The organism is Streptomyces sp. YIM 121038 (genome assembly GCF_006088715.1).
GTDB lineage: Bacteria > Actinomycetota > Actinomycetes > Streptomycetales > Streptomycetaceae > Streptomyces.
In genome coordinates, this window is record NZ_CP030771.1 from 373,111 (window position 1) to 395,126 (window position 22,016).

19 protein-coding genes and 1 pseudogene are annotated in these 22,016 nt (G+C 72.0%); 14 read left to right on the plus strand and 6 right to left on the minus strand.

Annotated elements, in window-relative coordinates:
• Positions 1-101: 101 nt before the first annotated feature.
• Complete coding sequence (locus C9F11_RS01555; RefSeq protein ID WP_138957527.1) at positions 102-1,226, minus strand: NAD(P)/FAD-dependent oxidoreductase; 1,125 nt, start codon at positions 1,224-1,226, stop codon at positions 102-104.
• A gap of 198 nt (positions 1,227-1,424) precedes the next feature.
• Complete coding sequence (locus C9F11_RS01560; RefSeq protein WP_138957528.1) at positions 1,425-2,318, minus strand: NADP-dependent oxidoreductase; 894 nt, start codon at positions 2,316-2,318, stop codon at positions 1,425-1,427.
• A gap of 71 nt (positions 2,319-2,389) precedes the next feature.
• Here C9F11_RS01560 and C9F11_RS01565 point away from each other — a divergent pair, with 71 nt between their 5' ends.
• From C9F11_RS01565 to C9F11_RS01590, 6 genes are all read left to right on the plus strand, one after another.
• Positions 2,390-2,959 (plus strand): TetR/AcrR family transcriptional regulator, encoded by a 570-nt coding sequence (locus C9F11_RS01565; protein ID WP_138957529.1) that lies wholly within the window; start codon positions 2,390-2,392, stop codon positions 2,957-2,959.
• A 110-nt stretch (positions 2,960-3,069) separates the two neighbouring features.
• Entirely contained in the window at positions 3,070-3,309 is a 240-nt protein-coding gene (locus tag C9F11_RS01570) for a hypothetical protein (protein ID WP_138957530.1), read from the plus strand.
• Positions 3,309-3,683 carry a fic family toxin-antitoxin system, toxin component gene (locus C9F11_RS01575; RefSeq protein WP_138957531.1) on the plus strand — a complete coding sequence of 125 codons (375 nt, stop codon included), beginning with the start codon at positions 3,309-3,311 and terminating at the stop codon, positions 3,681-3,683. Before C9F11_RS01570 ends, C9F11_RS01575 begins: the two co-directional genes overlap by 1 nt.
• Positions 3,684-4,835: 1,152 nt before the next feature.
• A complete protein-coding gene (locus C9F11_RS01580) occupies positions 4,836-5,852 on the plus strand; it encodes a hypothetical protein (protein WP_138957532.1) in 1,017 nt (338 codons plus the stop codon).
• A gap of 109 nt (positions 5,853-5,961) precedes the next feature.
• Positions 5,962-7,488 (plus strand): amino acid permease, encoded by a 1,527-nt coding sequence (locus C9F11_RS01585; protein WP_138957533.1) that lies wholly within the window; start codon positions 5,962-5,964, stop codon positions 7,486-7,488.
• Between the two features lie 119 nt (positions 7,489-7,607).
• Entirely contained in the window at positions 7,608-8,408 is an 801-nt protein-coding gene (locus C9F11_RS01590; protein ID WP_171075602.1) for a GNAT family N-acetyltransferase, read from the plus strand.
• A 56-nt stretch (positions 8,409-8,464) separates the two neighbouring features.
• Here the strand turns inward: C9F11_RS01590 and C9F11_RS01595 are convergent, their stop codons facing one another.
• Entirely contained in the window at positions 8,465-8,950 is a 486-nt protein-coding gene (locus C9F11_RS01595; protein WP_138957535.1) for a hypothetical protein, read from the minus strand.
• A gap of 184 nt (positions 8,951-9,134) precedes the next feature.
• Between C9F11_RS01595 and C9F11_RS01600 the strand changes: the two genes are divergently transcribed.
• A complete protein-coding gene (locus tag C9F11_RS01600) occupies positions 9,135-10,232 on the plus strand; it encodes a MerR family transcriptional regulator (protein ID WP_171076042.1) in 1,098 nt (365 codons plus the stop codon).
• An 85-nt stretch (positions 10,233-10,317) separates the two neighbouring features.
• On the opposite strand, the gene C9F11_RS01605 is transcribed toward C9F11_RS01600, so the two are convergent.
• Together C9F11_RS01605 and C9F11_RS01610 are read right to left on the minus strand one after the other, a co-directional pair.
• Positions 10,318-11,031: a class I SAM-dependent methyltransferase gene (locus tag C9F11_RS01605; protein WP_171075603.1), complete on the minus strand. Its 714-nt coding sequence runs from the start codon at positions 11,029-11,031 to the stop codon at positions 10,318-10,320.
• A 454-nt stretch (positions 11,032-11,485) separates the two neighbouring features.
• Positions 11,486-11,878, minus strand: a complete 393-nt coding sequence (locus tag C9F11_RS01610; RefSeq protein ID WP_138965888.1) for a helix-turn-helix domain-containing protein — start codon at positions 11,876-11,878, stop codon at positions 11,486-11,488.
• 61 nt (positions 11,879-11,939) lie between these two features.
• Between C9F11_RS01610 and C9F11_RS48435 the strand changes: the two are divergent.
• A pseudogene (locus C9F11_RS48435) lies at positions 11,940-12,446 on the plus strand (zinc-binding dehydrogenase); the annotation flags it as partial.
• A gap of 69 nt (positions 12,447-12,515) precedes the next feature.
• Here the strand turns inward: C9F11_RS48435 and C9F11_RS01620 are convergent.
• The gene (locus C9F11_RS01620) at positions 12,516-13,796 is read right to left on the minus strand and encodes a hypothetical protein (RefSeq protein WP_138957536.1); all 1,281 of its coding nucleotides are present in this window, start codon (positions 13,794-13,796) and stop codon (positions 12,516-12,518) included.
• A gap of 520 nt (positions 13,797-14,316) precedes the next feature.
• On the opposite strand from C9F11_RS01620, the gene fdh reads away from it, so the two are divergent.
• The 6 genes from fdh (at position 14,317) to C9F11_RS01650 (ending at position 21,920) form a co-directional block, all read left to right on the plus strand.
• The gene (fdh, locus tag C9F11_RS01625) at positions 14,317-17,562 is read left to right on the plus strand and encodes a formate dehydrogenase (protein ID WP_138957537.1); all 3,246 of its coding nucleotides are present in this window, start codon (positions 14,317-14,319) and stop codon (positions 17,560-17,562) included.
• The gene (locus tag C9F11_RS01630) at positions 17,559-18,512 is read left to right on the plus strand and encodes a 4Fe-4S dicluster domain-containing protein (RefSeq protein ID WP_138957538.1); all 954 of its coding nucleotides are present in this window, start codon (positions 17,559-17,561) and stop codon (positions 18,510-18,512) included. The genes fdh and C9F11_RS01630 overlap by 4 nt, the downstream gene beginning before the upstream one ends.
• Positions 18,513-18,568: 56 nt before the next feature.
• Positions 18,569-19,465 (plus strand): NrfD/PsrC family molybdoenzyme membrane anchor subunit, encoded by an 897-nt coding sequence (gene nrfD, locus C9F11_RS01635; protein ID WP_138965890.1) that lies wholly within the window; start codon positions 18,569-18,571, stop codon positions 19,463-19,465.
• Positions 19,462-20,034, plus strand: coding sequence for an isochorismatase family cysteine hydrolase (locus C9F11_RS01640; protein ID WP_138957539.1), 573 nt, complete (start codon positions 19,462-19,464; stop codon positions 20,032-20,034). Before nrfD ends, C9F11_RS01640 begins: the two co-directional genes overlap by 4 nt.
• A gap of 22 nt (positions 20,035-20,056) precedes the next feature.
• Positions 20,057-21,016, plus strand: a complete 960-nt coding sequence (locus C9F11_RS01645) for a TIGR03557 family F420-dependent LLM class oxidoreductase (RefSeq protein WP_138957540.1) — start codon at positions 20,057-20,059, stop codon at positions 21,014-21,016.
• Positions 21,017-21,227: 211 nt separating this feature from the next.
• Positions 21,228-21,920 carry a DUF4232 domain-containing protein gene (locus tag C9F11_RS01650; protein ID WP_138957541.1) on the plus strand — a complete coding sequence of 231 codons (693 nt, stop codon included), beginning with the start codon at positions 21,228-21,230 and terminating at the stop codon, positions 21,918-21,920.
• Positions 21,921-22,016 lie beyond the last annotated feature (96 nt).

Consider the following 22,016-nt stretch of genomic DNA (forward strand, 5'->3'; position numbering starts at 1 on the left):
GAAAGTGGTTCGGGAGAAGAGCTTGCCGCCACTCCCTATTTGACGCTCCGTCAGATCCGTGACGTTGCCGGATCCGTGGCGCTGCCAGATCCGCGGTCCCGTCAGATCCCCGCTTGTTTCCCGCCGGTGAAGAAATTGATCATGTCCTGCGGCGTGGGGTCGTGGGCGACCGCGGCGGCGGCCGCCGCGCCGCGGGGGAAGAGCTCTCGCTCGTACTCGGTGAGGGCGGTCTCGATGTCGCCGGGGTGCGCGGCGATGGCCCGGCCGAGTTCGGCGCCGTCCTGCAAGGCCAGGTTGGCGCCTTCGCCGTTGGGGGTCGCGAGGTGGGCGGCGTCGCCGAGCAGGGTCACTCCCGGCACCCGGTCCCAGCGGTGCCCGACCGGCAGGGAGTGGAGGGGGCGCAGGACCGGCGCGACGTCGCTGGCGGTGATGAGCGCGGTGAGCTCCGGCGCCCAGCCCTCGTACTCCTCCGCGATCCGCGCGGCGGCCGCGGCGGTGTCGGTGAAGTCGAGGGTGGTGAACCAGTCCTGCGGCTTGGTCAGTGTGACGTAGGCGTGCAGGGCCCCGCCCTTCTCCCGGTGGGCCACGAGCCACGTCCCGTTCCCGGCCGGGTCGAACGCGACGAGAGTGCCGCCGCCGACCGCTCGCGCGGTGGCCGGGTGGCGGGTGTCGGCGTCGTACAGACGGGTCTCGACGAAGGACCGGCCGACGTATGCGGGGGTGGCATCGGAGAGCAGGGGGCGGACTCGCGACCATGCGCCGTCCGCGCCGACCAGCAGGTCCGTGACGGCGGCGGCGCCTTGGGCAAAGGTCACCTCGTGGCGGCCCTCGGCGAGGGCGCGGACGGCGGTGGCCTTGTGGCCCCAGCGGACGGTGCCGTCCGGGAGTGTGTCCAGCAGGAGTTGGCGCAGTTCGCCGCGCTGCACCTCGGGGCTCCTGCCCGTGCCGTCGTCGTCCTTCTCGAACAGGACGGTTCCGCTGTGGTCGAGGAGCCGGAGCGCCTGGCGGCCCTCCAGGACGAGGCCGCGGAACTCGTCCGCCAGGCCGGCTGCCTTGAGGGCGAGTTGGCCGGTGTGGTCGTGGATGTCGAGCATCCCGCCCTGCGTACGCGCCGCCGGAGAGGGGTCCGCTTCGTAGACCGTGACCGGGATGTCGTGGAGGCGCAGGACGCGGGCCAGTAAGAGTCCGCCGAGTCCGGCGCCGATGATGGTGACAGGGGTGTGCATGGGGCTCCTTGGGTGTCGCGATGCTGCCGGCCGCTCCCGCTCGGGAGGCCCGGCCGGATCACGGGGAGGCAGAGGACACTCCGCTGCCGGGCGGGCGGGCTGAGTCACGGGGGGCAGGCGGCTCACCCGGCCGCGCGACCGAGCAGGATCACGGGGGGGCAGGCAGTCTGCCCAGCCGCGCGGCCGGGCAGGGGCGGCTCAGACGACGATGACCCGGCGCCCGCGCGTGTGACCCGCCTGGCTGTCGATGTGTGCCGCCGCGGCCTCGGTGAGCGCGTACACCTTCTCCACCGGGATGTGGAGCTTTCCGCGCCGGATGAGGTCGGCGACCGCGACGAGCGCTCGCGGCACGTCCCCGGTCACGCCGGAGAACCGGACGCCGAGGTCGGGCGCGCCGCGGTCGGCGATGGAGACCACCTTGTCCGGGTCCCCGGTCAGTTCGACGAGCTCGCGGATCACGCCCGACCCCGCGAGGTCGAGCGCCGCGTCGACCTGGCCGAGTCCCCGCACCCGCTCGACCCAGCCCTCGCCGTACGTCGTGGCGAGGGCGCCCAGGCTCCGCAGGTAGTCCTGGTTCGCGGCCCCGGCCGTGCCGATCACCGTGATGCCCCGGTCGCGGGCGATCTGCAGGACCGCCGAGCCGACTCCCCCGGACGCTCCGCTGACCAGCAGCGTCTGGCCGGGCCGCACCCCGGCCTGGTCGACGATGCGCAGCGCGGTCTCCACCACGGAGGGGTATCCGGCCGCCTCTTCGAAGGTCAGGCCCTCGGGCACCGGGGCCCAGGCCGTGAGCACGGCGAGCTCGGCATAGGTGCCCGAACCCCGCCCGAAGACGCGGTCGCCGACCTCGACCCCGTCGACGCCCGCACCGACCTCGTCCACCACCCCGGCGGCGTCCTGCCCGACCCCGGCGGGCAACTCGACCGGGCGGACCTGCTGGAACTGGCCTTCGCGGATCCGCCAGTCGACGGGGTTCACACCGGCCGCCCGCACGGCGACGCGTATCCGGCCGGGGCCCGCGTGGGGCTCCTCGGCATCTTCGAGACGGAGAACATCGGGACCGCCGAACTCGGCGAAACTCACTCTCTTCATGCGACCGACCGTAACACTAACGGTTAGTGTTTAGAAACGGATACTCCTTTGAATTTGGTAGTGTCAGCGGCATGACCGTGCCGACCGGACGCCGTGAACGCAAGAAGGCCGCGACCCGCCAGAAGATCGCCGACACCGCCCTGCGGCTCTTCCTGGAACGCGGATACGACGCGGTGGGCATCCGTGACGTGGCCGCCGAGGCCGACGTGGCCGTCACCACGCTCTTCTCCCACTTCGCCTCGAAAGAGGCCCTGGTCTTCGAGCAGGACGACAACTTCCGGCAGCGCCTCACGCAGGCGGTCACGGAGCGCGCGCCGCACGAGCCGCTCATCCCCGCCCTGCGCCGCGAGATCCAGGCCATGGTCCGGCACTGCACGGCGGACGGCACCGCCGAGATCTACCGCATGATCGACGAGTCACGCGCCCTGCGGGAGTACGAGGAATCGATGCGCCTGCGCCACGCCGAGTCGCTGGCGACGGCCCTCATCGACGATCCCGACCTGACCCGGAGCGCGACCGCCTGCCGGACGATCGCCCGGTTCGTGACCGAGGCCTACGCACTGGCCCGCGAGGCGGCCGACCCGGAGGCCGCCGTGGACGAGATCTTCCGGATGATCGAGGCGGCCTGGGACGTCGCGTGAGCTCCGCGAGCAGCCGCGAGGGCGGATCCGCGCGTCGGCCCTCGCACCGATCCGCGCACCGGCCCTCGCGCCCCTCGACGCCCAGGGTAACAGCTGTTACCATGCGTGCTATGGCGAAGACACAACTGGGCGCACGCGTGGACCAGGACGTCGCGGACCTGGCCAAGAAGCGCGCCGCCGACCTGGGTTTGAGCATCGGCGACTACCTGGCCCGGCTTGTCCAGGAGGACGCCAGCGGACTGCGTGCGCGGGCGGTGGACGCGGCCGCCGGATTCCTGGCCGAGCACCAGGCCGTCTTCGACGAGGCCGAGCAGACCGAGCAGGCATCCCGGGGAGCGCACGCGGCCTGATGGAGCCGCACGTCGACGTCTCCTGGATCCTGCACGTCACGGAAGCCGCCGGAGCCAACGATCCGGCCCCCGACGACTACGGCGTCCCCATCGCGGCGGTCGCCCGCCACCGGGCGGCACTGTTCGAACAGCCCGTCTACGACGGGCCGTACGCCAAGGCCGCCGCCCTGGTCCACACCCTGGGCCGCTGCCGCTGGCTGGAGCGCTCCAACCTCGCGGTCGCCGCCGCCACCGGCGTCATGTACCTCGAAGCCGCGGGAATCACCGTCAAGCCCACCCGCGAGCACGCCGTCGCCCTCAAGGACCTGCTCCTGGACCCCACTTGCACCGTGGCAAGGATCGCCACGCTGCTGCGGAGCTGGCCCACCGCCTGACCCCTCCGCGGGCCGATAGCCGCCCTCCTGGCGGGCGGCGGCCCGCCGCGCCGGACCCAACCCGCCGTCCCCCACGACAAGCCCGGCCCTCAGCGGCGTGGGCCACGCGCGCATGGCTGCGGGCCCCCTCCCCCGCATCGGATTCCGTTGCGATCACGCCTTTCTGATCACACGTCACGAGATGTCGACCAAAGCGCACTTCAGGGAGCCTCATTCGTGACATCGAGCGTCACCCCTTCCGCGCCGCCCGGCCCCCGCCACCGGCGAGGAACAAGCATTGTCCAGCCAGTCTTGGCGGATGCGCGATGAACATCGGCACGCGCATGGTGAGCGCTCACGCATCGCGTCGGCGGACCGCACGGACGGTCCGGCTCCTGTCCGGCCGCCCGTCCGCGGCGCGCGCCGTCCGGCGCCGCCGCCCCGCGTGCGGGACGTCGCATCCAGCGCCGAGCACGGAGTATGCCCAGGTCAACGGGGTCCCCCGGCTCCGCGGAGCACGGCGACCCCGTTCCCGTCCCCGCGCGCACATGGGCGTGAGCGTCCGTAGCGCGGCCGTCCGTCGACTGGGTGCCGCGGTCGGCGGGGCCGGTCACTGATGGTGACGGCCGCTTACCGCATGGCTGAAAATCGTCTCTGAGTAGCCGGGCATTTTTTGGAATCCTCTGGTCATGCGCCTCTCCAAGCACTTAAGTACCTGTCAGGCAGTCGCTACCAGCCAAGAGCGACAGCTGCCGGGCGGGAGATGAGCCAACGGCCGTCTCCGCCCTGTTCGTTCGCCCAGCCGTCGTCCTCGCACCACCGTGTCGCCCCGCCCCCCCCACTGCCCGAGGAGTCCCCCGCCCATGGCCGCCAGCGCACACCATTCGGTGTCGTGCTTACACCAACCGGCGAACCGTAGCGCTGATGTCGGCTGCTGCCCGGCGGCGCGCCGCACAGCAAGCTCCGCGCGGCCAGGCCGCGCGCCGCGCCACGGGGTCGTGCACGGGGACGCGTACGGAGACACCGACGCCCTGCTGACCGTCGGGCGGACCGCCACGTCCCGGCAGCGCTGTCCGAACCGGCCGGTCGCCGCGTGAAGGAGCCCATACCGCCAGGACGCCGCACCCACGAGAGCCAGCCGAAGGCGCACGGCTCCCGCCGGGAGGCGCGCTGATGGCGAGCGCGAACCCGGCCGGCCGTGACAGGGACCTCTACGCGGCCGTGCAGGACATTCAGGCGGGCTACTGGATGCAGATGCGGCAGGTACTGGCCCGGACGGGCACCTGGCCGCAGTGGACGTCCCGGACGCAGGTCCTCGGCGTCGTCGCGGCCCAGAACAACGTCGTGGAGTTATGGCTGGAAGAGGAACCGGAGAGCCTCGCCGCCCGGGTGATGTACGCCAGGGTCGCCACCGAGCGGGTGCTGCAAGCCCACCGCGGACACCAGGCGCACGACTCCCGGCAGGCGCGGGACCTGGAGACGCTGGCGGACCGGGCCCGGCAGGCGTGCCACAGGGCGGGCGAGGGAAATCCCGACGACTCCGTGCCCTGGATCTGCCGTCTGGCCCTGGCCGAAACGGACACCCAGGGACGCTACCCGGAGCATCACACGGCTCCGCCGCCCCATGAGTATCTGCTGCCCCGCGGGCCGTGGGGGCTCCTCGGGGAAGTGCACCGCCGGGATCCGTTCAACCGCGAGGCGTGGCACCGCATGTCCCAGGCGCTCCAGGCCCACCCGGGCCCGGCGGGCCGCCAGGCGGTCGCCACGGACTTCGCCCGCTGGGCGGTCTCGTTCGCGCCGCCCGACTCGCCCCTGCTCCTGCTGCCCCTCTACGCCCGTGTCCAGGAGCACCGGGAGCGACGGGACAAGGGCGCCGAGGTCACGCTGAACCTCCTGTGGACCAGGGAGGACACCACCCGAGCGGTCACGAAGGCGTTCGAGGGCTGGTTCCGGACGTGCGATCCGGCCACCAGTTCCCAGCTGGACCTCAACTACCTCGCGTACGCGCTGGCGAGGGGCGGCTTCGCCCAGTGGGCATCCGAAGTGTTCGACGCCATCGGCGACTTCGCCACGCCCGCCCCCTGGCAGTACGACGCCCGGTATCCCAGGGACCAGTGGCAGAAGGCGTTCGAGGAGGACCGCGACGCCTGCCTGAGAGCCCACCCGCGGCCCCCGGGAAGACACCCATGACCGTCGGCCCGGCCCCGCGGCGGGCGCCGCCGCGCCCCGTCGGCGGCCCGGCAGCGCCCCGCCTGCACGCCCTCCTTCAGCTCATCCAGCTTTCCTGTGCGGAGAACCCATGACTTCGGTAAGAGCACGGCGCCAGCGGCCGAACCCGGTCCATGACGACGGCGAGGACGCGCGCATCCTCCAATCACTGGGCTACACCCAGCAACTGCACCGCCGGATGGGGGCGTTCGGCAACTTCTCCGCCTCCCTGTCGGTCATTTCGATCATGTCGGGGACCCTGCTCCTGTTCGGCTACGGCCTGAACTCGGGCGGCCCCGCGGTGATCATGTGGGGATGGCTCGCCGTCGGGCCGCTGGTGCTGTGCCTGGCCGCGGCCCTGGCGGAGATCACCTCCCGCTACCCCACCAGCGGCGGCCTGTACTACATGGCCCGCCAGCTCGGCGGCGAGCGGTGGAGCTGGTACACCGGCTGGCTCAACCTGCTCGGCCTGCTCGGCGGCATCGCCGCCCAGGACTACGGCATCGCGACGTTCACCGCCGCGTGGATGAACCTGCAGTTCGACTACACGCCGACCCCGGGCTCCCTGCTCGCCCTGTACGCGGTCATCCTCGCGCTGCACGCCGTCCTGAACCTCTTCGGCACCCGGCTGATGAACATCCTGACGTCCGTGAGCGCGTGGTGGCACCTGGCGGGGGCCGTCGTCATCATCGGCTCCCTGGCGCTCGTGCCCTCCGACCACCAGTCGGCCGGCTTCGTCTTCTCCGAGTTCACCAACAACACCGGCTGGAGCGCCCCGGTGTACGTGGTCCTGCTCGGCATGCTGCTGCCGGTCTTCGCCCTGGCCGGCTACGACACCTCGGCCCATCTGAGCGAGGAGACCAACCACGCCTCCGTCGCCGCGGCCCGCGGGATCTTCCGCTCGGTGACGGTGTCCTGGATCGCGGGCGGCATCCTCCTGGCGACGCTGCTGTTCGCCATCCAGGACTACGCCGCGACCCTGAACAGCCCGACCGACGTGCCCGTGGCGCAGATCCTGCTGGACGCCCTGGGCATGGCCGCGGCCAAGGCCCTGCTCCTCGTGATCATCGTGGCCCAGTTCCTGTGCGGCTACACCGTGACCGCCAGCGCCAGCCGGATGATCTACGCCTTCGCCCGCGACGGCGCCCTGCCCGGATCGGCGCACTGGAAGAAGGTCAGCCGCCGCACCGCCATCCCCGCCAACGCGGTCTGGCTCGCGGTCGCCGTGGCGTTCGTCCTCGCCCTGCCGTCCCTGTACTCCTCGACGGCCTTCGCGGCGGTGACCGCCATCTCGGTCGTGGGATTCACCTCCGCCTACGCCATCCCGGTGCTGCTGCGGCTGCTCCACCGCGACCGCTTCTCCCCGGGGCCCTGGCACCTGGGCCGCTGGAGCCGGCCGATCGGCTGGGTGGCGGTGGTGTGGGCGGGGGCGGTCACGGTGCTGTTCCTGCTGCCGCAGAGCAGCCCGATCACCGCCACCACCTTCAACTACACGCCCGTGGCCGTGGTGGTGGCCTTCCTCATCGCCGCCCTGTGGAGGCGCTTCGGACGCAGCGCCTACCACGTGCCCCGCTCCAGCTCCCCCACCGAGGACAAGCAGTTCGAAGGCATCATCTGATGGCAGCGACACCGCGCGCCGCGCATGCGGTTCCCGGTGGCCCCGAGGCCCCGGAGCCGTCCGCTCCCGGCCCCGAAGCCTCCACGACCTCAACGACCTCAACGCCCCAGGGGAGTACGGTGACCGACCTCACGGAGTCCATCGAATCGGCAGAGCAGCTCGCCGTCGCCTGGCGCGCCATGGTGCTCGACCGCGCCGCGGACGCGGACGTACGCGACCTTCCCGGCATCGCCGTCCGCTGGGCCGACTCCCGTTTCGCGTTCTGGAACTGCGTCACCCTGACCGAGCCCGGAGCAGGGGCCGCTCTCGCCGCGCGGCGCCTGGGCGAGGCGGCGGACATCATGCGCGCGAAGAAGCACCCGGGCTTCTTGTGGCTCTTCGAGGACCTCCTCGACGAGGAGGCGCGCGCCGCGCTGGCCACGGCGGCCGAGCAGGCCGGTCTGCAGTACGCCTTCCCCGGCACGGGCATGGCCGGAGACCTGCTGCCCGTCCCCGACCCGGTCCACCCCGACCTGACGTTCGTGCGGGTGCGTACCGACGAGCACCTGCGGGCCTACGCGGACCTCCAGGCACGCGCCTACGGGTTCCCCTTGGAGGAAGCCCGCGACGGCCTGGTCGGCTCCGCGCGCTGGAAGAGCGAGATGTACGCCTACCTGGCCATGCGGGGGGACGTGCCGGTGGCGTGCGCCGCTACGGTCGAAGCGCAGGGGCGCCTCTTCGTCGCCTTCGTCGCCACCGACCCGCAGTGGCAGCGCAGGGGCTACGGCGAGGCGGTCACGCGCAAGGCGCTGCACGAGGGCGCCCGCGCCACCGGGCTGACCCGCGCCACGCTGCACGCGACCGTCGCCGGGGCTCCCGTGTACCCGCGTATCGGTTTCACGCCGAACTCACCCATGCACTTCTACAGCCTGAAGGAGTGAGCCGTGGGGACGGCCCGCGTCGACGAGGCCCGCCCCGGGTGGGGGCGGGCCGTCCGTCAGTCGGGCCGGGTGCGCCGCTGCCGGTCGTACTCCGCCCAGTCGTCCGGCGGATAGGTCGCCTGCGGCGCCGCGAGAGCCACGTCCACCTCGAGCGCGAGGTCCCCGTCGAAGAAGCCGTCCAGATCACGGAGCCTCTCCAGCGCGCGTACGACGTCCTCGCCCAGCGGGCGCGCCATCCGGTCCACGCCCGACGGCACAGCGAGCATGCCCTTGCGGACCATCCGCACCGCGTGGTCGGCCTCCGCGTCCAGGCCCAGCGAGATGTACCCGACGCCCAGGGCGACGCCCTTCAGTGCCCTGCGCACGCCCTCGCACAGATCCCTGATCCCGTGCATCGTCTGCATGGGACCACCCGCGGAGTGGTCCCCGCCCGGGTTCGGCCCGTACCGCTCCTCCAAACGCCGCCGCTCGCCCTCCAGCAGGCCGAGCACCTCACTCAGCAGACGGCCCACACGTCCCAGCTCGCCAAGATCGTGCTTCACGATGCCCCTCCTCACGCGGCCCGCCCTGGCCGCATGACCCCACCGTCACCACCTCGCAGCCGATGCACAAGACCAGCACCCGGACGCGGGTCCGCCCAGGGCGCTCCCACACCGCATGAAAGTGGCTCTTGACCCTCACGTGGCGTCAGGCCGCATAGTCGGTGCCGTGAAAGATCACTGGACTGTGGGGCGCGTGGCCGAGCTGGCCGACGTGAGCGTCCGCACGCTGCATCACTATGACGAGATCGGGCTCGTCCGGCCGTCGGCGCGGACCGCGGCCGGGTACCGGGCCTATTCGGCGGGCGACGTGGAGCGGCTCAGGGAAGTGCTGGCCTATCGGCGGCTGGGCTTCGGGCTGCGGGAGGTCGCGGAACTGGTCGGCGACCCGTCCACCGACGCGGTGGCGCGCCTGCGGCGGCTGCGCGGCCTGCTGCTGGAGCGGCGCGATCGGGCCGACGCCATGGTGGCGGCCATCGACAGGGAACTCACGACGCGGGCGAAGGGACTGAAGGTGACACCGGAGGAGCAACTGGAAATGCTTGGCGCACGGCTGTACGACACCATCGGGGGCGCGTACACCGCGACGAGGCGCACCGAGCCGCGGATCGCCGAGCGGATCTGGGACTCGCTCGGCGACGCGCGGACGGTCCTGAACGTCGGGGCGGGCACCGGCTCCTACGAACCCGCTGATCGCGACGTGACCGCGGTGGAGCCATCGGCGGTCATGCGGGAGCAGCGGCCCGCCGGTTCGGCTCCGTGCGTGGCCGCCGCCGCGGAGAGCCTGCCGTTCGAGGACCGGTCCTTCGACGTCGCGATGGCCGTCTCCACCGTGCACCACTGGGGGGACCCGATCGCGGGGCTGCGGGAGATGCGCCGCGTGGCCCGCCGCGTGGTGGTGCTGACGTTCGACACCGACGAGCCCGGATGGCCGGACCGGTTCTGGCTCACCCGCGACTACCTTCCCGAGTTCGCCGCCGTCCTCACGGAGTTTCCCTCGCTCGCCGGGATGGCCGACGCGATCGGCGCCCGCGCCGAGCCGGTGCCCATCCCCTGGGACTGTGCCGACGGCCTGTTCGAGGCGTACTGGCGCCGTCCCGCGGCGTATCTGGAGGAGGACGTGCGCCGTGCGGTGTCGGTGTGGACGAGGGTGGGGCCCGAGGCCGAGCAGCGGGCGGTACGAAGCCTCGGTGACGACCTGCGTTCCGGGCGGTGGGCCGAGCGGAACGGTGACCTCGCCGGCCTCGACGCGGCAGATCTCGGCCTCCGCCTGCTCGTGGCGTGACCGACCACCGGGCGCGACCGTGTCGAGGCCTACGTCGGCTGACGTTCCGCGAGTGGGGGCGGCCGCGGCCGGGACGCGGAGGCGGTCACGTGCGGACGTACTGGCGGAACAGCGCGCCCGTGCCCGGTCCGGGCCGTGGCCGGAACCCGGCCCGCGCCAGGAGCCGACCGGCCTCCTCCTCGGGGAACAGGCGGTAGGCGGAGTGCTGATGCGCCAGCACGGTGTCGTTCCGCAGGACGAAGTAGTCCTTGACGATCCGCCCGTCTCCGCCGTCCTGGACGTGCTGGACGTAGCGGAGTCCACCGGGCAGCGATCGCTCCGAGGAGCGATGTGCTTCCTGGACGGACAGCAGCAACAGCCCGCCCGGCCGCAGGGCGGCGGCGAGACGTTCCAGCCCCGCGGTGTTCTCGTCGTCCCGCAGAAGGTGACTGCCCAGGTGGGCGCCGTCCTGGTCGGCGAGCCAGAGCCAGACCCCGCCGACCGAGTAGGCCACGTCGAACGCGGGCCCCCACGCCGCGCTGACGATGTCCTGGTCGATGAGCCGCACCCGGCCGCCGAGCCGTGCTCGCGCCCGGGCCAGCATGCCCTGGGTGTGGTCGATGCCGGTGAGCCGCAGCCCCGCACGGGCGAGCTCCAACAGCCGCTCGCACACCAGCCCCGTCCCCACCCCCAGCTCCAGGACGTCCCGGCGCTCGCCGATGCCCGCCACCAGCTCGCGCGCGTAGGCGTCGTAGTCGTAGTAGCCCGACGTCATGATCAGGTCGTAATACCGGGCAAGCTCCGCGTATGAGTCGGCCACCGTGCGACGCTAGCGGGGCGCGCCGCGCACCGGGTAGGTGCGCGATCGGCCTACCCGGCCCGAGGGCGACGAGTGCGCAGCAGATCCCGTACGTCCCGCCCGTCGTTCTCCACGTCGAGCCAGGGCCGCCCCTGTTTGATCACCACGGGCGCACCGCCCTGCCGGTCGTCGACCCGGAAGACCCCACCCTTGTTGGAGCTGGTAGTCGCGGGCGAGCGACCGGCGCAGCCGTGCGACCGTGCCGATGAACTTGAACGGCACGCCCAGCGGCAGCAGTTCGCGCGCCGCACGCCGCAGCACTTCCTCGGCGTTGTCCGGCACGGCTGTCAATCACTGCTCAACAGCCTTTGAACAGTCGGTCAATTGCTGATGCGCGGCCTTGTGTGTAAGTCAACGCATTTGCGCGCCGCGGCAGTTGCGCGTCAACGCGGGCGGGAGTCAGCGCAGGCGGGAGTCAACGCAGGTGCGGATCAGCCGGTGGAGGGGGCGCCGTCGCGCGGGCGTCGAGCAGCTCGTCCCAGTGCTCGCTCGCCCATCGGCACGCGGCGGTCAGCGGCTCCAGCAGGCTGCGGCCCGGCGGTGTCAGCGCGTACTCCACGCGGAGTTTCGGGTCGGCGCGCACCGTGCGCAACACGAACCCGCCCCGCTCCAGACCGCGCAGCGACTGCGTGAGCGACTTCGGGGTGACACGGCCCAGCGGTACGCGCAGTTCGAAGAATCTACGCGGACCGTCCCCCATACAGCGCAGGACCATGGGCGCCCACTTGTCACCGAAGCGGAAGGGCAGCAGCGAGGACGGACACAGCTCGTCGAAGAAGTCGGGTGGCAGCGGTGGCCGGTGTGTCATCGAGGGTCTCCCGTAGCCGGTCTTGGTATCCAGCTGACCGGAGAGCCTGGTGATCGAGCAGGCCCCCGACACGTGGAACGACGAGCAGGCCGCGGGCGCAGGCCTCGCGTCCATGACCGCGATGTGCGGCCTGAACGCGCTCGGCCCCCTCACGGGACGCACCCTTCTCGTCGAGGGCGCCGCCGGAGGCGTGGGCAGCGCGGCGGTCGAGGTCGCCGGGGCACGAGGTGCCACCGTGATCGGGACGGCCAGCGAACGCAACCACGCGTTCCTCACCTCTCTCGGCGCCGTCCCGACCACGTACGGCCCCGGCCTCGTGCAGCGCCCCTCCGCTCTCGCTCCGCGCGGCGTCGACATCGCGCTCGACACCGCGGCCTCCGGATCCCTGGACGGCCTCGTCGCGATCACGCGCGATCCGGCGCGCGTCGCGACGGTCGCCGACCACGCGCGCGGGCAGCGTCTTGGCGCGCACGTGGTCAACGCGGAGAACGACTCCACCCTGCTCTCCGCGGCCGCGGAACTGGGCAGGCAGGGCCGCTACACACCCCGTATCGAACAGGCTTACCCCGCTCGCGGGGGTGGGGGCCGTTCCCGGGGTGAGGGCCGCTCACGGGGTGAGGGCCGTCCCCGGGGGCCGTCAGACTCGGGTCAGGGCGTACGTACCCGTACCGTCCTGCCTGCCGCCGGAGTACTGGCGTATGAACTCCCCGTCCGCGTACCGGTCGTGGCCCATCATGGAGCCGGTGTACTTGTTCTGCACACCGACCTTCGAGCTGCCGGGTACGTCGCGGTAGATGTAGAACCGCTGGAGGTCGTCCTCCGTGCAGGAAGCCGTCGTCACGGCCGCCCGTTCAGCGGCCGGGTTCTGCCCGGCGATGGTCGCGCACCCGCCGATGCCCCAGTTCCACAGAGTCGCCTCGATGACCCCGTTGCTCTCCGTCACGTTGCACAGGCGCCAGTTGTCCAGGTGGGCGCTGAAGATCGACGAGGGCCGCAGGCGGACAGCGTCGGCCGCCAGGATCGGTGCGCCCCAGGACAGGGGCTTGCCGGGTACGGCGATCTTGTAGACCTCGGCCTGGCAGTCGAGAGCGGCCCGTGCGCCGCGCCCGGCGGCCTTGGGCTGTCCGGCGGACGTGCCGTTGGTGAGAGTCTGGCGCTGCTGCGCGAGGCGGTCCCGCTTCTGCTTCGCCGTCGGCGCCACCGCACCCGCCGGGTGGTCGGCCTTCGCGGCGGCCGAGCCGCAGTCGAGGAGGGTTTGCGCCTTGGCCATGATGCTGCCGGGGGGCACCTGGTCCTGGCAGCGCACCGCGCCTTCCTCAAGGGTGGTGTAGGTGGTGAAGCTGCCACCGCCGGGCCCCTCGGCCCACTTCAACGCCCAGCTGCCGTCGCCCTGTTGGACGCGGTTGCAGTTGAGGCTTCCGTACGTGCCGGTGACCTTCTTGGTGCCCTTGTAGACGCCGTAGTAGCCGGGCTGGTTGAAGTTCCACGCGACCGAGTTCGATTCGCTGCTGGTGGAGGAGGACTCCATCTTGACGTTCAGGCCCACGCTCACTCCGGCCTTGCCGAGGGTCTCGGCGGCGAAACCGCCCTCGATGGTGTTGTTGAGCCCGACGGAGACCGTGATGGTCGTCTGGGTGCTGGTGGTGACGGTCTGGTTGCCGGTGGTGCCCTCGGTGACGTACCAGCCCTTGAAGTGGGTGATCGTCGGGGACACTTCGGTGGACTTGATGTACGGGTGACGTGTGCCGAGGTCGGCCGCCGTACAGGAGTCGCCGGGCCGGGGCGACGTCGTGTCGGCGGGTGCCGCGGCAGCCGGTGAGGCGGCAAGGCCCATGGCGGTGACCGCCCAGACGGCCACCGTAGCGGTCACTGCCGCGCGTGATCTGCCGATGCGGCTGACGGGTCCTGTGGAACGCATCGTTGCCCATTCCCCCTGGTCGTGTACATGTCTGGTCGGGGGTGAATGTAGCGGCCACAGGGGAAGTGGCGTGAGGCCGGAACTGGCCACCGCATCACGAGGCTTGTTCCGCCCCTGACGCAGACCGTGGCCGGGCCGGGCCGGTTCGATCCCCGATGAACCCGTACGCCACTGGACATGAGGCATCACCCTGCAAAACGCACCAGGCACCTGGCTCGCGGCGGTGGCCGCACTCGCCCTGTGCGCTGGACGCCCCACCGGCCGCCGCCCGCCGCCCGCCGCCGTCGGGCGGCCGACCGGCCGGGGGACCGCGGCTTCGCCACGTCCCCGCACGCCCCCCCTGCGGACCCCGAGCGCGCTCCCCCACCGACACGTTTCGCTCGCGCCCAGCCCGGTACCCCGTCTGCGGCCACAGCGTGCGGAGCGGCTCGGGGTGGCCAAGAATGGAGAGCGCTGTGACCAGATTCCCGGGCGTCCCGGCACTGACCCGTCCTCGGCCCGCGTCTTCCTGGGAGTCCGTATGGGTGTCACCGACCGATTTCGCGCCTGGCCCGTCTACCGGCAGCTGACGGGGGGCGACCGTTCGGGCCGAGGCAGCGCTGCCGTGTCGGAGCGGACCGCCGGGCTGCGGTCGCGTACCGAGACGGCGGAGCGGGTGACCCAGTCCATCTGCCCGTACTGCGGCGTCGGCTGCGGCCAGCAGGTGTACGTCAAGGACGACAAGGTCGTGCAGATCGAGGGGGACCCCGACTCCCCCGTGAGCCGCGGCCGACTGTGCCCGAAGGGCTCCGCGACGCTACAGCTGACCACCGGGGCGGCCCGCCGCCACCAGGTGCTCCACCGGCGCCCCCACGGCACCGAGTGGGAGCCGCTCGACCTCGACACGGCCATGGACATGGTGGCCGACCGGGTCGTCGCGACCCGCCGCGCCACCTGGGAGTGGGAGCGGGACGGCGTGCGCACGGCCCGCACCATGGGCATCGCGAGCCTGGGCGGGGCCACGCTCGACAACGAGGAGAACTACCTGATCAAGAAGCTCCTCACCGGCCTCGGGGTCGTACAGGTGGAGAACCAGGCCCGGGTGTGCCACAGCTCCACGGTCGCCGGTCTCGGCGCGTCCTTCGGCCGCGGCGGCGCCACCACCTTCATGCAGGACCAGCAGCACTCCGACTGCATCGTCATCCAGGGCTCGAACTACGCCGAAGCGCATCCGGTGGGCTTCCAGTGGGTGATGGAGGCCAAGGCCCGCGGCGCGACCGTCATCCATGTGGACCCCCGCTACACGCGCACGAGCGCGCTCGCCGATCTGTACGTGCCGCTGCGGGCGGGGAGCGACATCGCCTTCCTCGGCGGGATCGTCAACCACGTCCTGACCGAGGAGAAGTACTTCCGCGAGTACGTCCTGCACTACACCAACGCCGCCACGCTGGTGAGCGAGGACTTCCGCGACACCGAGGACCTGGACGGCGTCTTCTCCGGCCTGGACGAGGACAGGCGCCACTACGACCAGCACAGCTGGCAGTACGAGGGCGTGCAGGTACAGCAGCCGACCGGTGAGGTCGACGAGCAGTACCACGACCGTGTGCACGCCGCGGGCGGCGCGGAGACCCACGGCTCCGGCGGCGCCCCCACCGCGCCGGACGCGCCCCGCGACCCGACGCTCCAGCACCCGCGCTGTGTGTTCCAGGTGCTCAGGCGCCACTTCGCCCGCTACACGCCCGACCTGGTGGAGAGCGTGTGCGGGGTGCCGCGCGAGACGTTCCTGCGGGTGTGTGACGCGCTGACCGACAACTCGGGCCCGGACCGCACCAGTTGCTTCGTCTACGCGGTCGGCTGGACCCAGCACACCACCGGTTCGCAGTACATCCGCACCGCGAGCATCCTCCAGCTCCTCCTCGGCAACATCGGACGGCCCGGCGGCGGGATCCAGGCGCTGCGCGGCCATGCGTCCATCCAGGGGTCCAGCGACATCCCGACCCTGTTCAACCTGTTGCCCGGCTATCTGCCGATGCCCCACGCCCACCAGCACCTGGACCTCGACGGCTTCATCGCGTCCTCGCGCACGGAGAAGGGCTTCTGGGCGGACATGCGGGCGTACTTCGTGAGCCTGCTGAAGGCCTACTACGGGGACGCCGCGCGGGCCGAGAACGACTTCTGCTTCGACCACCTCCCCCGGATCACCGGCTCGCACTCCACCTACGACACGGTCCTTGCCCAGCTCGACGGCGTCTGCAAGGGCTACTTCCTGATGGGGGAGAACCCGGCGGTCGGCTCGGCCAACACCCGTCTGCAGCGCCTGGGCATGGCCGAGCTCGACTGGCTCGTGGTCCGTGACTTCTCCCTCATCGAGTCGGCCACCTGGTGGCAGGACGGGCCGGAGATCGAGAGCGGCGAGCTGCGTACGCGGGACATCGGCACGGAGGTGTTCTTCTTCCCGGCCGCGGCCCACACCGAGAAGTCCGGTTCCTTCACCAACACCAACCGGTGGGTCCAGTGGCACCACGCGGCCGTGGAGCCCGAGGGCGACGCCCGGAGCGACCTGTGGTTCACGTACCACCTGGGCCGCCGCGTCCGCGAGAAGCTGGCGGGTTCCGACGACCCGATGGACCGTCCCGTCCTCGACCTCGCCTGGGACTATCCCGTGGCCGGACCGCTGGACGAACCCGTCGCCGACGCGGTGCTCGCCGAGATCAACGGCCATGGCCCGGACGGTGCTCCGCTGTCCGCGTACACGGAGCTGAGGGACGACGGCTCGACGCGCTGCGGCTGCTGGATCTACTGCGGGGTGTACGCCGACGGCGTCAACCAGGCGGCCCGCAAGCGGCCGCAGGCCGAGCAGGACTGGGTGGCCGCGCAGTGGGCCTGGTCCTGGCCCGCCAACCGCCGCATCCTCTACAACCGGGCCTCGGCCGCCCCCGACGGCACGCCGTGGAGCGAGCGGAAGGCCTGCGTGTGCTGGGACCCGGAGGCCGGCCGGTGGACCGGCCACGACGTCCCGGACTTCGTCCCGGACCGCCCGCCCGGTCACGTACCGGACGAGGGCGCCACGGGCGCGGACGCCCTGCGCGGCGACGATCCCTTCATCATGCAGGCGGACGGCAAGGGCTGGCTGTACGCGCCCGCGGGCCTGGAGGACGGCCCCCTGCCCACCCACTACGAACCCCAGGACTCGCCCTTCGACAACGCGCTGTACCCACGGACGCCTCGCTCCCCTGTGCGGCAGCTCCTGTCGCGTGACGGCAACCGCTACCACCCCAGCGGCAGCGCCCCGGGCGCGGACGTCTACCCGTACGTCGTCACCACCCACCGCCTGACCGAGCACTTCACGGCCGGTGGCATGAGCCGCTGGTCGCCGTATCTGGCCGAGCTGCAGCCGGAGTTGTTCTGTGAGGTCTCCCCCGCGCTCGCCGCCGAGCGCGGTCTGGAGCACGGGGGCTGGGCGACGCTCGTCACCGCCCGCAACGCCATCGAGGCGCGCGTCCTGGTCACCGGACGCATGCGTCCGCTGACGGTCCAGGGCCGCACCGTCCACCAGATCGGCCTGCCCTTCCACTGGGGTCCCAACGGCGTGGTCACCGGCGACGCCGCCAACGAACTCGTCGCCATGGCCCTCGACCCCAACGCGCACATCCAGGAGGACAAGGCGCTCACGGCCGACATCCGCCCCGGCCGCCGCCCCCGCGGGCCCGCGCTGCCGCGTCTGGTCGCCGACTACCGCCGCCGCGCGGGCATCAGTGACACCACCGGAACGGAGCCCCGGACATGAGCGAGGAAAGGGTCGGGTTCTTCACCGACACGTCCGTGTGCATCGGATGCAAGGCCTGCGAGGTGGCGTGCAAGGAGTGGAACGCCCTTCCCGAGGACGGCCTGTCCCTCACCGGCATGTCGTACGACAACACGCAGGCGCTCGGCGCGTCCAGCTGGCGGCACGTCGCCTTCATCGAGCAGGCCGCCGCGCCGCGGGGGCGCACGCGGCTCCCCCTGGTCGAGGCCGATTCCGCGAAGGGGCCCGCGCCTGGACCTTCCGGAGCCACGTCCCCCGGACCTTCCGGGACGGCGTCCCCCGGACCTTCCGGGACGGCGTCCTCCGAACCTTCCGGGACGGCGTCCTCCGAACCTTCAGAGGCGGCGTCCTCCACGGACATGCGCTGGCTGATGTCGTCGGACGTCTGCAAGCACTGCACGCACGCCGCCTGCCTCGACGTGTGCCCGACCGGTTCGCTGTTCCGCACCGAGTTCGGGACGGTGGTGGTCCAGGAGGACATCTGCAACGGCTGCGGCTACTGCGTGCCCGCCTGCCCCTACGGCGTCATCGAGCAGCGACCCCACGACGGGCGCGCCTTCAAGTGCACCCTGTGCTACGACCGCCTGGGCGCGGGCCAGGAGCCCGCGTGCGCAAAGGCCTGCCCCACCGAGTCGATCCGGTTCGGGCCTCTCGACGAGCTGCGGGAGCGGGCCGCGCTGCGCGTCGACGAGCTGCACGAGGCGGGCGTGGACGGCGCTCGCCTCTACGGTCACGACCCCGAGGACGGTGTGGGCGGGGGCGGCGCGTTCTTCCTGCTCCTGGACCGGCCCGAGGTGTACGGGCTGCCGCCGGACCCCGTGGTCACGACCCGGGACCTGCCCGCCATGTGGAAGCACGCGGCCGGGGCCGCGCTGTCGCTCCTGGGCGGCGTGGCGGCGGCGTTCGCGCTCGTCGGCAGGAGGCGGCCGTGACGTCCGGGAAGCCCGCGGTGGGCGGGCGCCGCCGAGGGCGCCGTGGCGAACAGCTCATGGTGCCCGAGGCCGAGTTCGACTCCTACTACGGCCGCCCCGTCATCAAGGCGCCCTCGTGGGCGGCTCCCGACATCGCGGGGTACTTCTTCTTCGGCGGCCTGGCCGGTGCGGGCTCCGTGTTCGCCGCGGCCGCCCAGCTCACCGGGCGCCCGCGCACGGCGACCGCGCTGAAGGTCTCCTCGCTGGCCGGTGTCTCCCTCTCCGTCGCCGCGCTCATCCACGACCTGGGCCGGCCGGCCCGCTTCGCGCACATGCTGAGGGTCTTCAAACCCACCTCGCCGATGAGCATGGGCTCCTGGCTGCTGAGCGTGTACGGCCCCGCCGCGGGAGCGGCCGCGGCCAGTGCCGTCACCCGGCGGCTGCCCGGGGCCGGGGCCGTGGCCACGGGAGCGGCGGCCCTGCTCGGGCCGGCCGTCGCCGCGTACACCGGCGTCCTGGCCGCGGACACTGCGGTGCCCGCGTGGCACGGCGCCCATCGCGAACTGCCCTACCTCTTCACCGCGTCGGCGGCGGCCGCTGCCGCCGGTATGGCCCTCGTCGTGGGTCCCGTGCGGGAGAACGCCCCCGCACGCCGCGCCGCCGGGCTCGCCGCGCTCGCGGACACCGTGGTCGTCAAGGCGGCCGAGCGGCGTCTCGGCGTCGTCGCCGAGACGTACCGGCGGGGCCGGGCGGGCGTCCTGCTGCGGACGGCGCGGGGGCTCACGGTCGCCGGGGCCGCGGGCGCCGCCTTCGCGGGCGGCCGGCGGCCCGTCGCGATCGCCTCCGGCCTGGCGCTGCTCGCGGGCTCCGCGTGCACGCGGTTCGGGGTGTTCGAGGCCGGGATGGCCTCGGCCCTCGACCCGAAGTACACGGTGGAGCCACAACGCGCCCGCCTGGAGCGGCGCGCGCCATGACCACCGCCGTGCCGGACACCGACGCGCTGTCGGCCCTGATCGTGATCGACATGATCAACATGTACGACCACGAGGACGCCGAGCGGCTCCTGCCCGCGGCGCGGAAGATCGTGCCGGTCGTGACCGACCTCCTCGCCGCGGCACGGGCCCGTGGCGCCCCGGTGGTGTACGTCAACGACAACTTCGGGCAGTGGCGCTCCCACCACGGCGAAATCGTCGACGCGGCCCTGGCCGGTCCGCACGCGGACCTCGTCGCGCCGATCGTGCCGGACGACGAGGCGCTGTTCGTGGTGAAGGCACGACACTCGATCTTCTACGAGACTCCGCTGTCCTATCTGCTGTGGGAGCTGGGAGTGCGCCACGTGATCCTGTGCGGTCAAGTGACCGAGCAGTGCGTGCTGTACTCGGCGCTCGACGCCCACATCCGGCACCTGGACGTGACGGTCGTCTCCGACGCCGTGGCGTCGATCCATCCCGAACTCGCCGACGCCGCCCTGGAAATGATGCGCACGAACATGGGCGCGCGCGTCGTCCGTGCTCAGGGCGTCACGTTCGCGGGAGCAGAGTGAGCCGTCTGATGAGGAGCACATGATGACGCGTTACGGATACTTCCTGGCGAGCGAGGAGTTCTCGCCCGCGCAGCTGCTCGACCAGGCCCGGTCCGCGGAGCAGGCCGGTTTCGACTGCCTGGCCATCTCCGACCACTACCACCCGTGGATCGACGAGCAGGGCCAGAGCGCCTTCGTCTGGACCGTGATCGGCGCGCTCGCCCAGGTGACGTCGCTGCCCGTGACCACGTTCGTGACCTGTCCCACCGTGCGGATGCATCCGGCGGTGAACGCCCAGGCCGCCGCGACCGCAGGTGTGATCACCCAGAACCGCTTCCGGTTCGGCGTGGGCACCGGGGAGGCACTCAACGAGCACGTCCTGGGTGACGCGTGGCCCGCCGCGGACGTCCGTCTGGAGATGCTCGAAGAAGCCGTGCAGGTCATGCGGAACCTGTTGACCGGGGACGAAGTCACCCACCGGGGCCGCCACTACACCGTGGAGAACGCCCGCTTGTACACGGTCCCGGACGAGCCGGTGCCGATCCACGTGTCGGGGTTCGGCCCCAAGGCCGCCGCCCTGGCCGGGCGGATCGGCGACGGGTTCGTCACGATGACGCCGGACGAGGAGCTGGTCGGCCAGTTCCGCCGTTCGGGAGGCGGTCACAAGCCGGTCCTCGGCGGCCTCAAGGTGTGCTGGGGCACCGACCGCGAGGAGGCCGTCAAGACGGTGCACCGGATGTGGCCCACCCAGTTCCTGCCCGGCGAGCTCGGGCAGGTGCTTCCCACCCCCGCCCACTTCGAACAGGCGTCGACCCTCGTCACCCGGGAGTCCGTGGCCGAGGGCACGGTCTGCGGCGACGCCGTGCACGAACACGCCCGCGCCCTCTCCGCGTACGCCGACGCCGGATTCGACGAGGTGTACGTGGGCCAGATCGGCCCGGAGCAGCAGGGCTTCTTCGACTTCTACCGCAGCGAGGTGCTGCCGGGGCTGCGCGCGAACTGAGCACGTCGGGCACGACACAGGCGGACCGGACGGCCCGCCGGGTCGGCGCAGACGCGGCAACCACGCCGACCGCCCTGGTCGTTCGGCCCCTCCCGTGAGGCCGGTACGCCTGTGACACAACGAAGACTGCGCGGACGACCGCCGGTGACTCGGTGCGAGATACAAATGCTTCCGACCGCATGACATGCACCGCGCCACTTCTGGGGGAACCGTGCAGCACACCCGAGTCACCGCTCTCGCCGCCATCAGCCTCGCCGCCACCCTCTCGCTCACGGCCTGTGGCGACGACTCCGGCAAGGGCTCTTCCACCAAGGGCTCCCCGTCCTCTTCATCCTCCTCGTCCTCTTCGTCATCGTCATCGTCATCGTCATCGGAGGGTGGCTCGAAGTCGGAGGGCGGCAAGGGCTCCGGCTCGGAGGCGGGCAGCGCGAAGGCGGGCTCCGGCGGGGACGCCGGGGCGGGGGCAGCCGCGAAGGGCGCGGCGAAGACCGGCGGCAAGGTCACGTTCTGCAAGACGCGGGACCTGGCCATCGACGCCGCGGACGCCGCGCCCGACGCGGAGTCCGGCAGGATCGACGTCACCATGGTCAACCGGGGTTCGACCACCTGCTCCGCCACGGGCTTCGCGGGCGTCGACATCAAGGACGCCGACAACACCTCGAACCCCATCGAGCGCGGCCACGCCCAGCCCCGCATCACCACCTTGAAGCCCGGCGACGCCGCCGTCTTCAACCTCGCCTACACCATCGACCCCAGCGGCGACAGCCTCGCTTCCCCGACCAACCTCCTGGTGACGCCCCCGAACGAGACCCACAGCGTGAGCCTGAAGTGGCCCGCGGGCGCGGGGGCCATCAAGGGCGCTTACACAGACGTTCAGGTGTACCCCACCCACACGACCAACTAGCAGTGCTTCTTCTGCGTCGCGGCCGTGACTCCCTTCTTCGCGCGAGCCCTTCGAGGCCGCAGTCGAAGGGGTGGCCGACACTCCCCTTTGCCATGC

What these genes read in the sequence shown, in the direction of transcription:
- C9F11_RS01555 (WP_138957527.1), bottom strand. Translation starts at nt 1,226, where the DNA reads ATGCACACCCCTGTCACCATCATCGGCGCCGGACTCGGCGGACTCTTA.
- C9F11_RS01585 (WP_138957533.1), top strand. Translation starts at nt 5,962, where the DNA reads ATGACTTCGGTAAGAGCACGGCGCCAGCGGCCGAACCCGGTCCATGAC.
- C9F11_RS01645 (WP_138957540.1), top strand. Translation starts at nt 20,057, where the DNA reads ATGACGCGTTACGGATACTTCCTGGCGAGCGAGGAGTTCTCGCCCGCG.
- C9F11_RS01575 (WP_138957531.1), top strand. Translation starts at nt 3,309, where the DNA reads ATGGAGCCGCACGTCGACGTCTCCTGGATCCTGCACGTCACGGAAGCC.
- C9F11_RS01560 (WP_138957528.1), bottom strand. Translation starts at nt 2,318, where the DNA reads ATGAAGAGAGTGAGTTTCGCCGAGTTCGGCGGTCCCGATGTTCTCCGT.
- C9F11_RS01640 (WP_138957539.1), top strand. Translation starts at nt 19,462, where the DNA reads ATGACCACCGCCGTGCCGGACACCGACGCGCTGTCGGCCCTGATCGTG.
- C9F11_RS01570 (WP_138957530.1), top strand. Translation starts at nt 3,070, where the DNA reads ATGGCGAAGACACAACTGGGCGCACGCGTGGACCAGGACGTCGCGGAC.
- nrfD (WP_138965890.1), top strand. Translation starts at nt 18,569, where the DNA reads ATGGTGCCCGAGGCCGAGTTCGACTCCTACTACGGCCGCCCCGTCATC.
- C9F11_RS01565 (WP_138957529.1), top strand. Translation starts at nt 2,390, where the DNA reads ATGACCGTGCCGACCGGACGCCGTGAACGCAAGAAGGCCGCGACCCGC.
- C9F11_RS01620 (WP_138957536.1), bottom strand. Translation starts at nt 13,796, where the DNA reads ATGCGTTCCACAGGACCCGTCAGCCGCATCGGCAGATCACGCGCGGCA.
- C9F11_RS01630 (WP_138957538.1), top strand. Translation starts at nt 17,559, where the DNA reads ATGAGCGAGGAAAGGGTCGGGTTCTTCACCGACACGTCCGTGTGCATC.
- fdh (WP_138957537.1), top strand. Translation starts at nt 14,317, where the DNA reads ATGGGTGTCACCGACCGATTTCGCGCCTGGCCCGTCTACCGGCAGCTG.
- C9F11_RS01580 (WP_138957532.1), top strand. Translation starts at nt 4,836, where the DNA reads ATGGCGAGCGCGAACCCGGCCGGCCGTGACAGGGACCTCTACGCGGCC.
- C9F11_RS01610 (WP_138965888.1), bottom strand. Translation starts at nt 11,878, where the DNA reads ATGACACACCGGCCACCGCTGCCACCCGACTTCTTCGACGAGCTGTGT.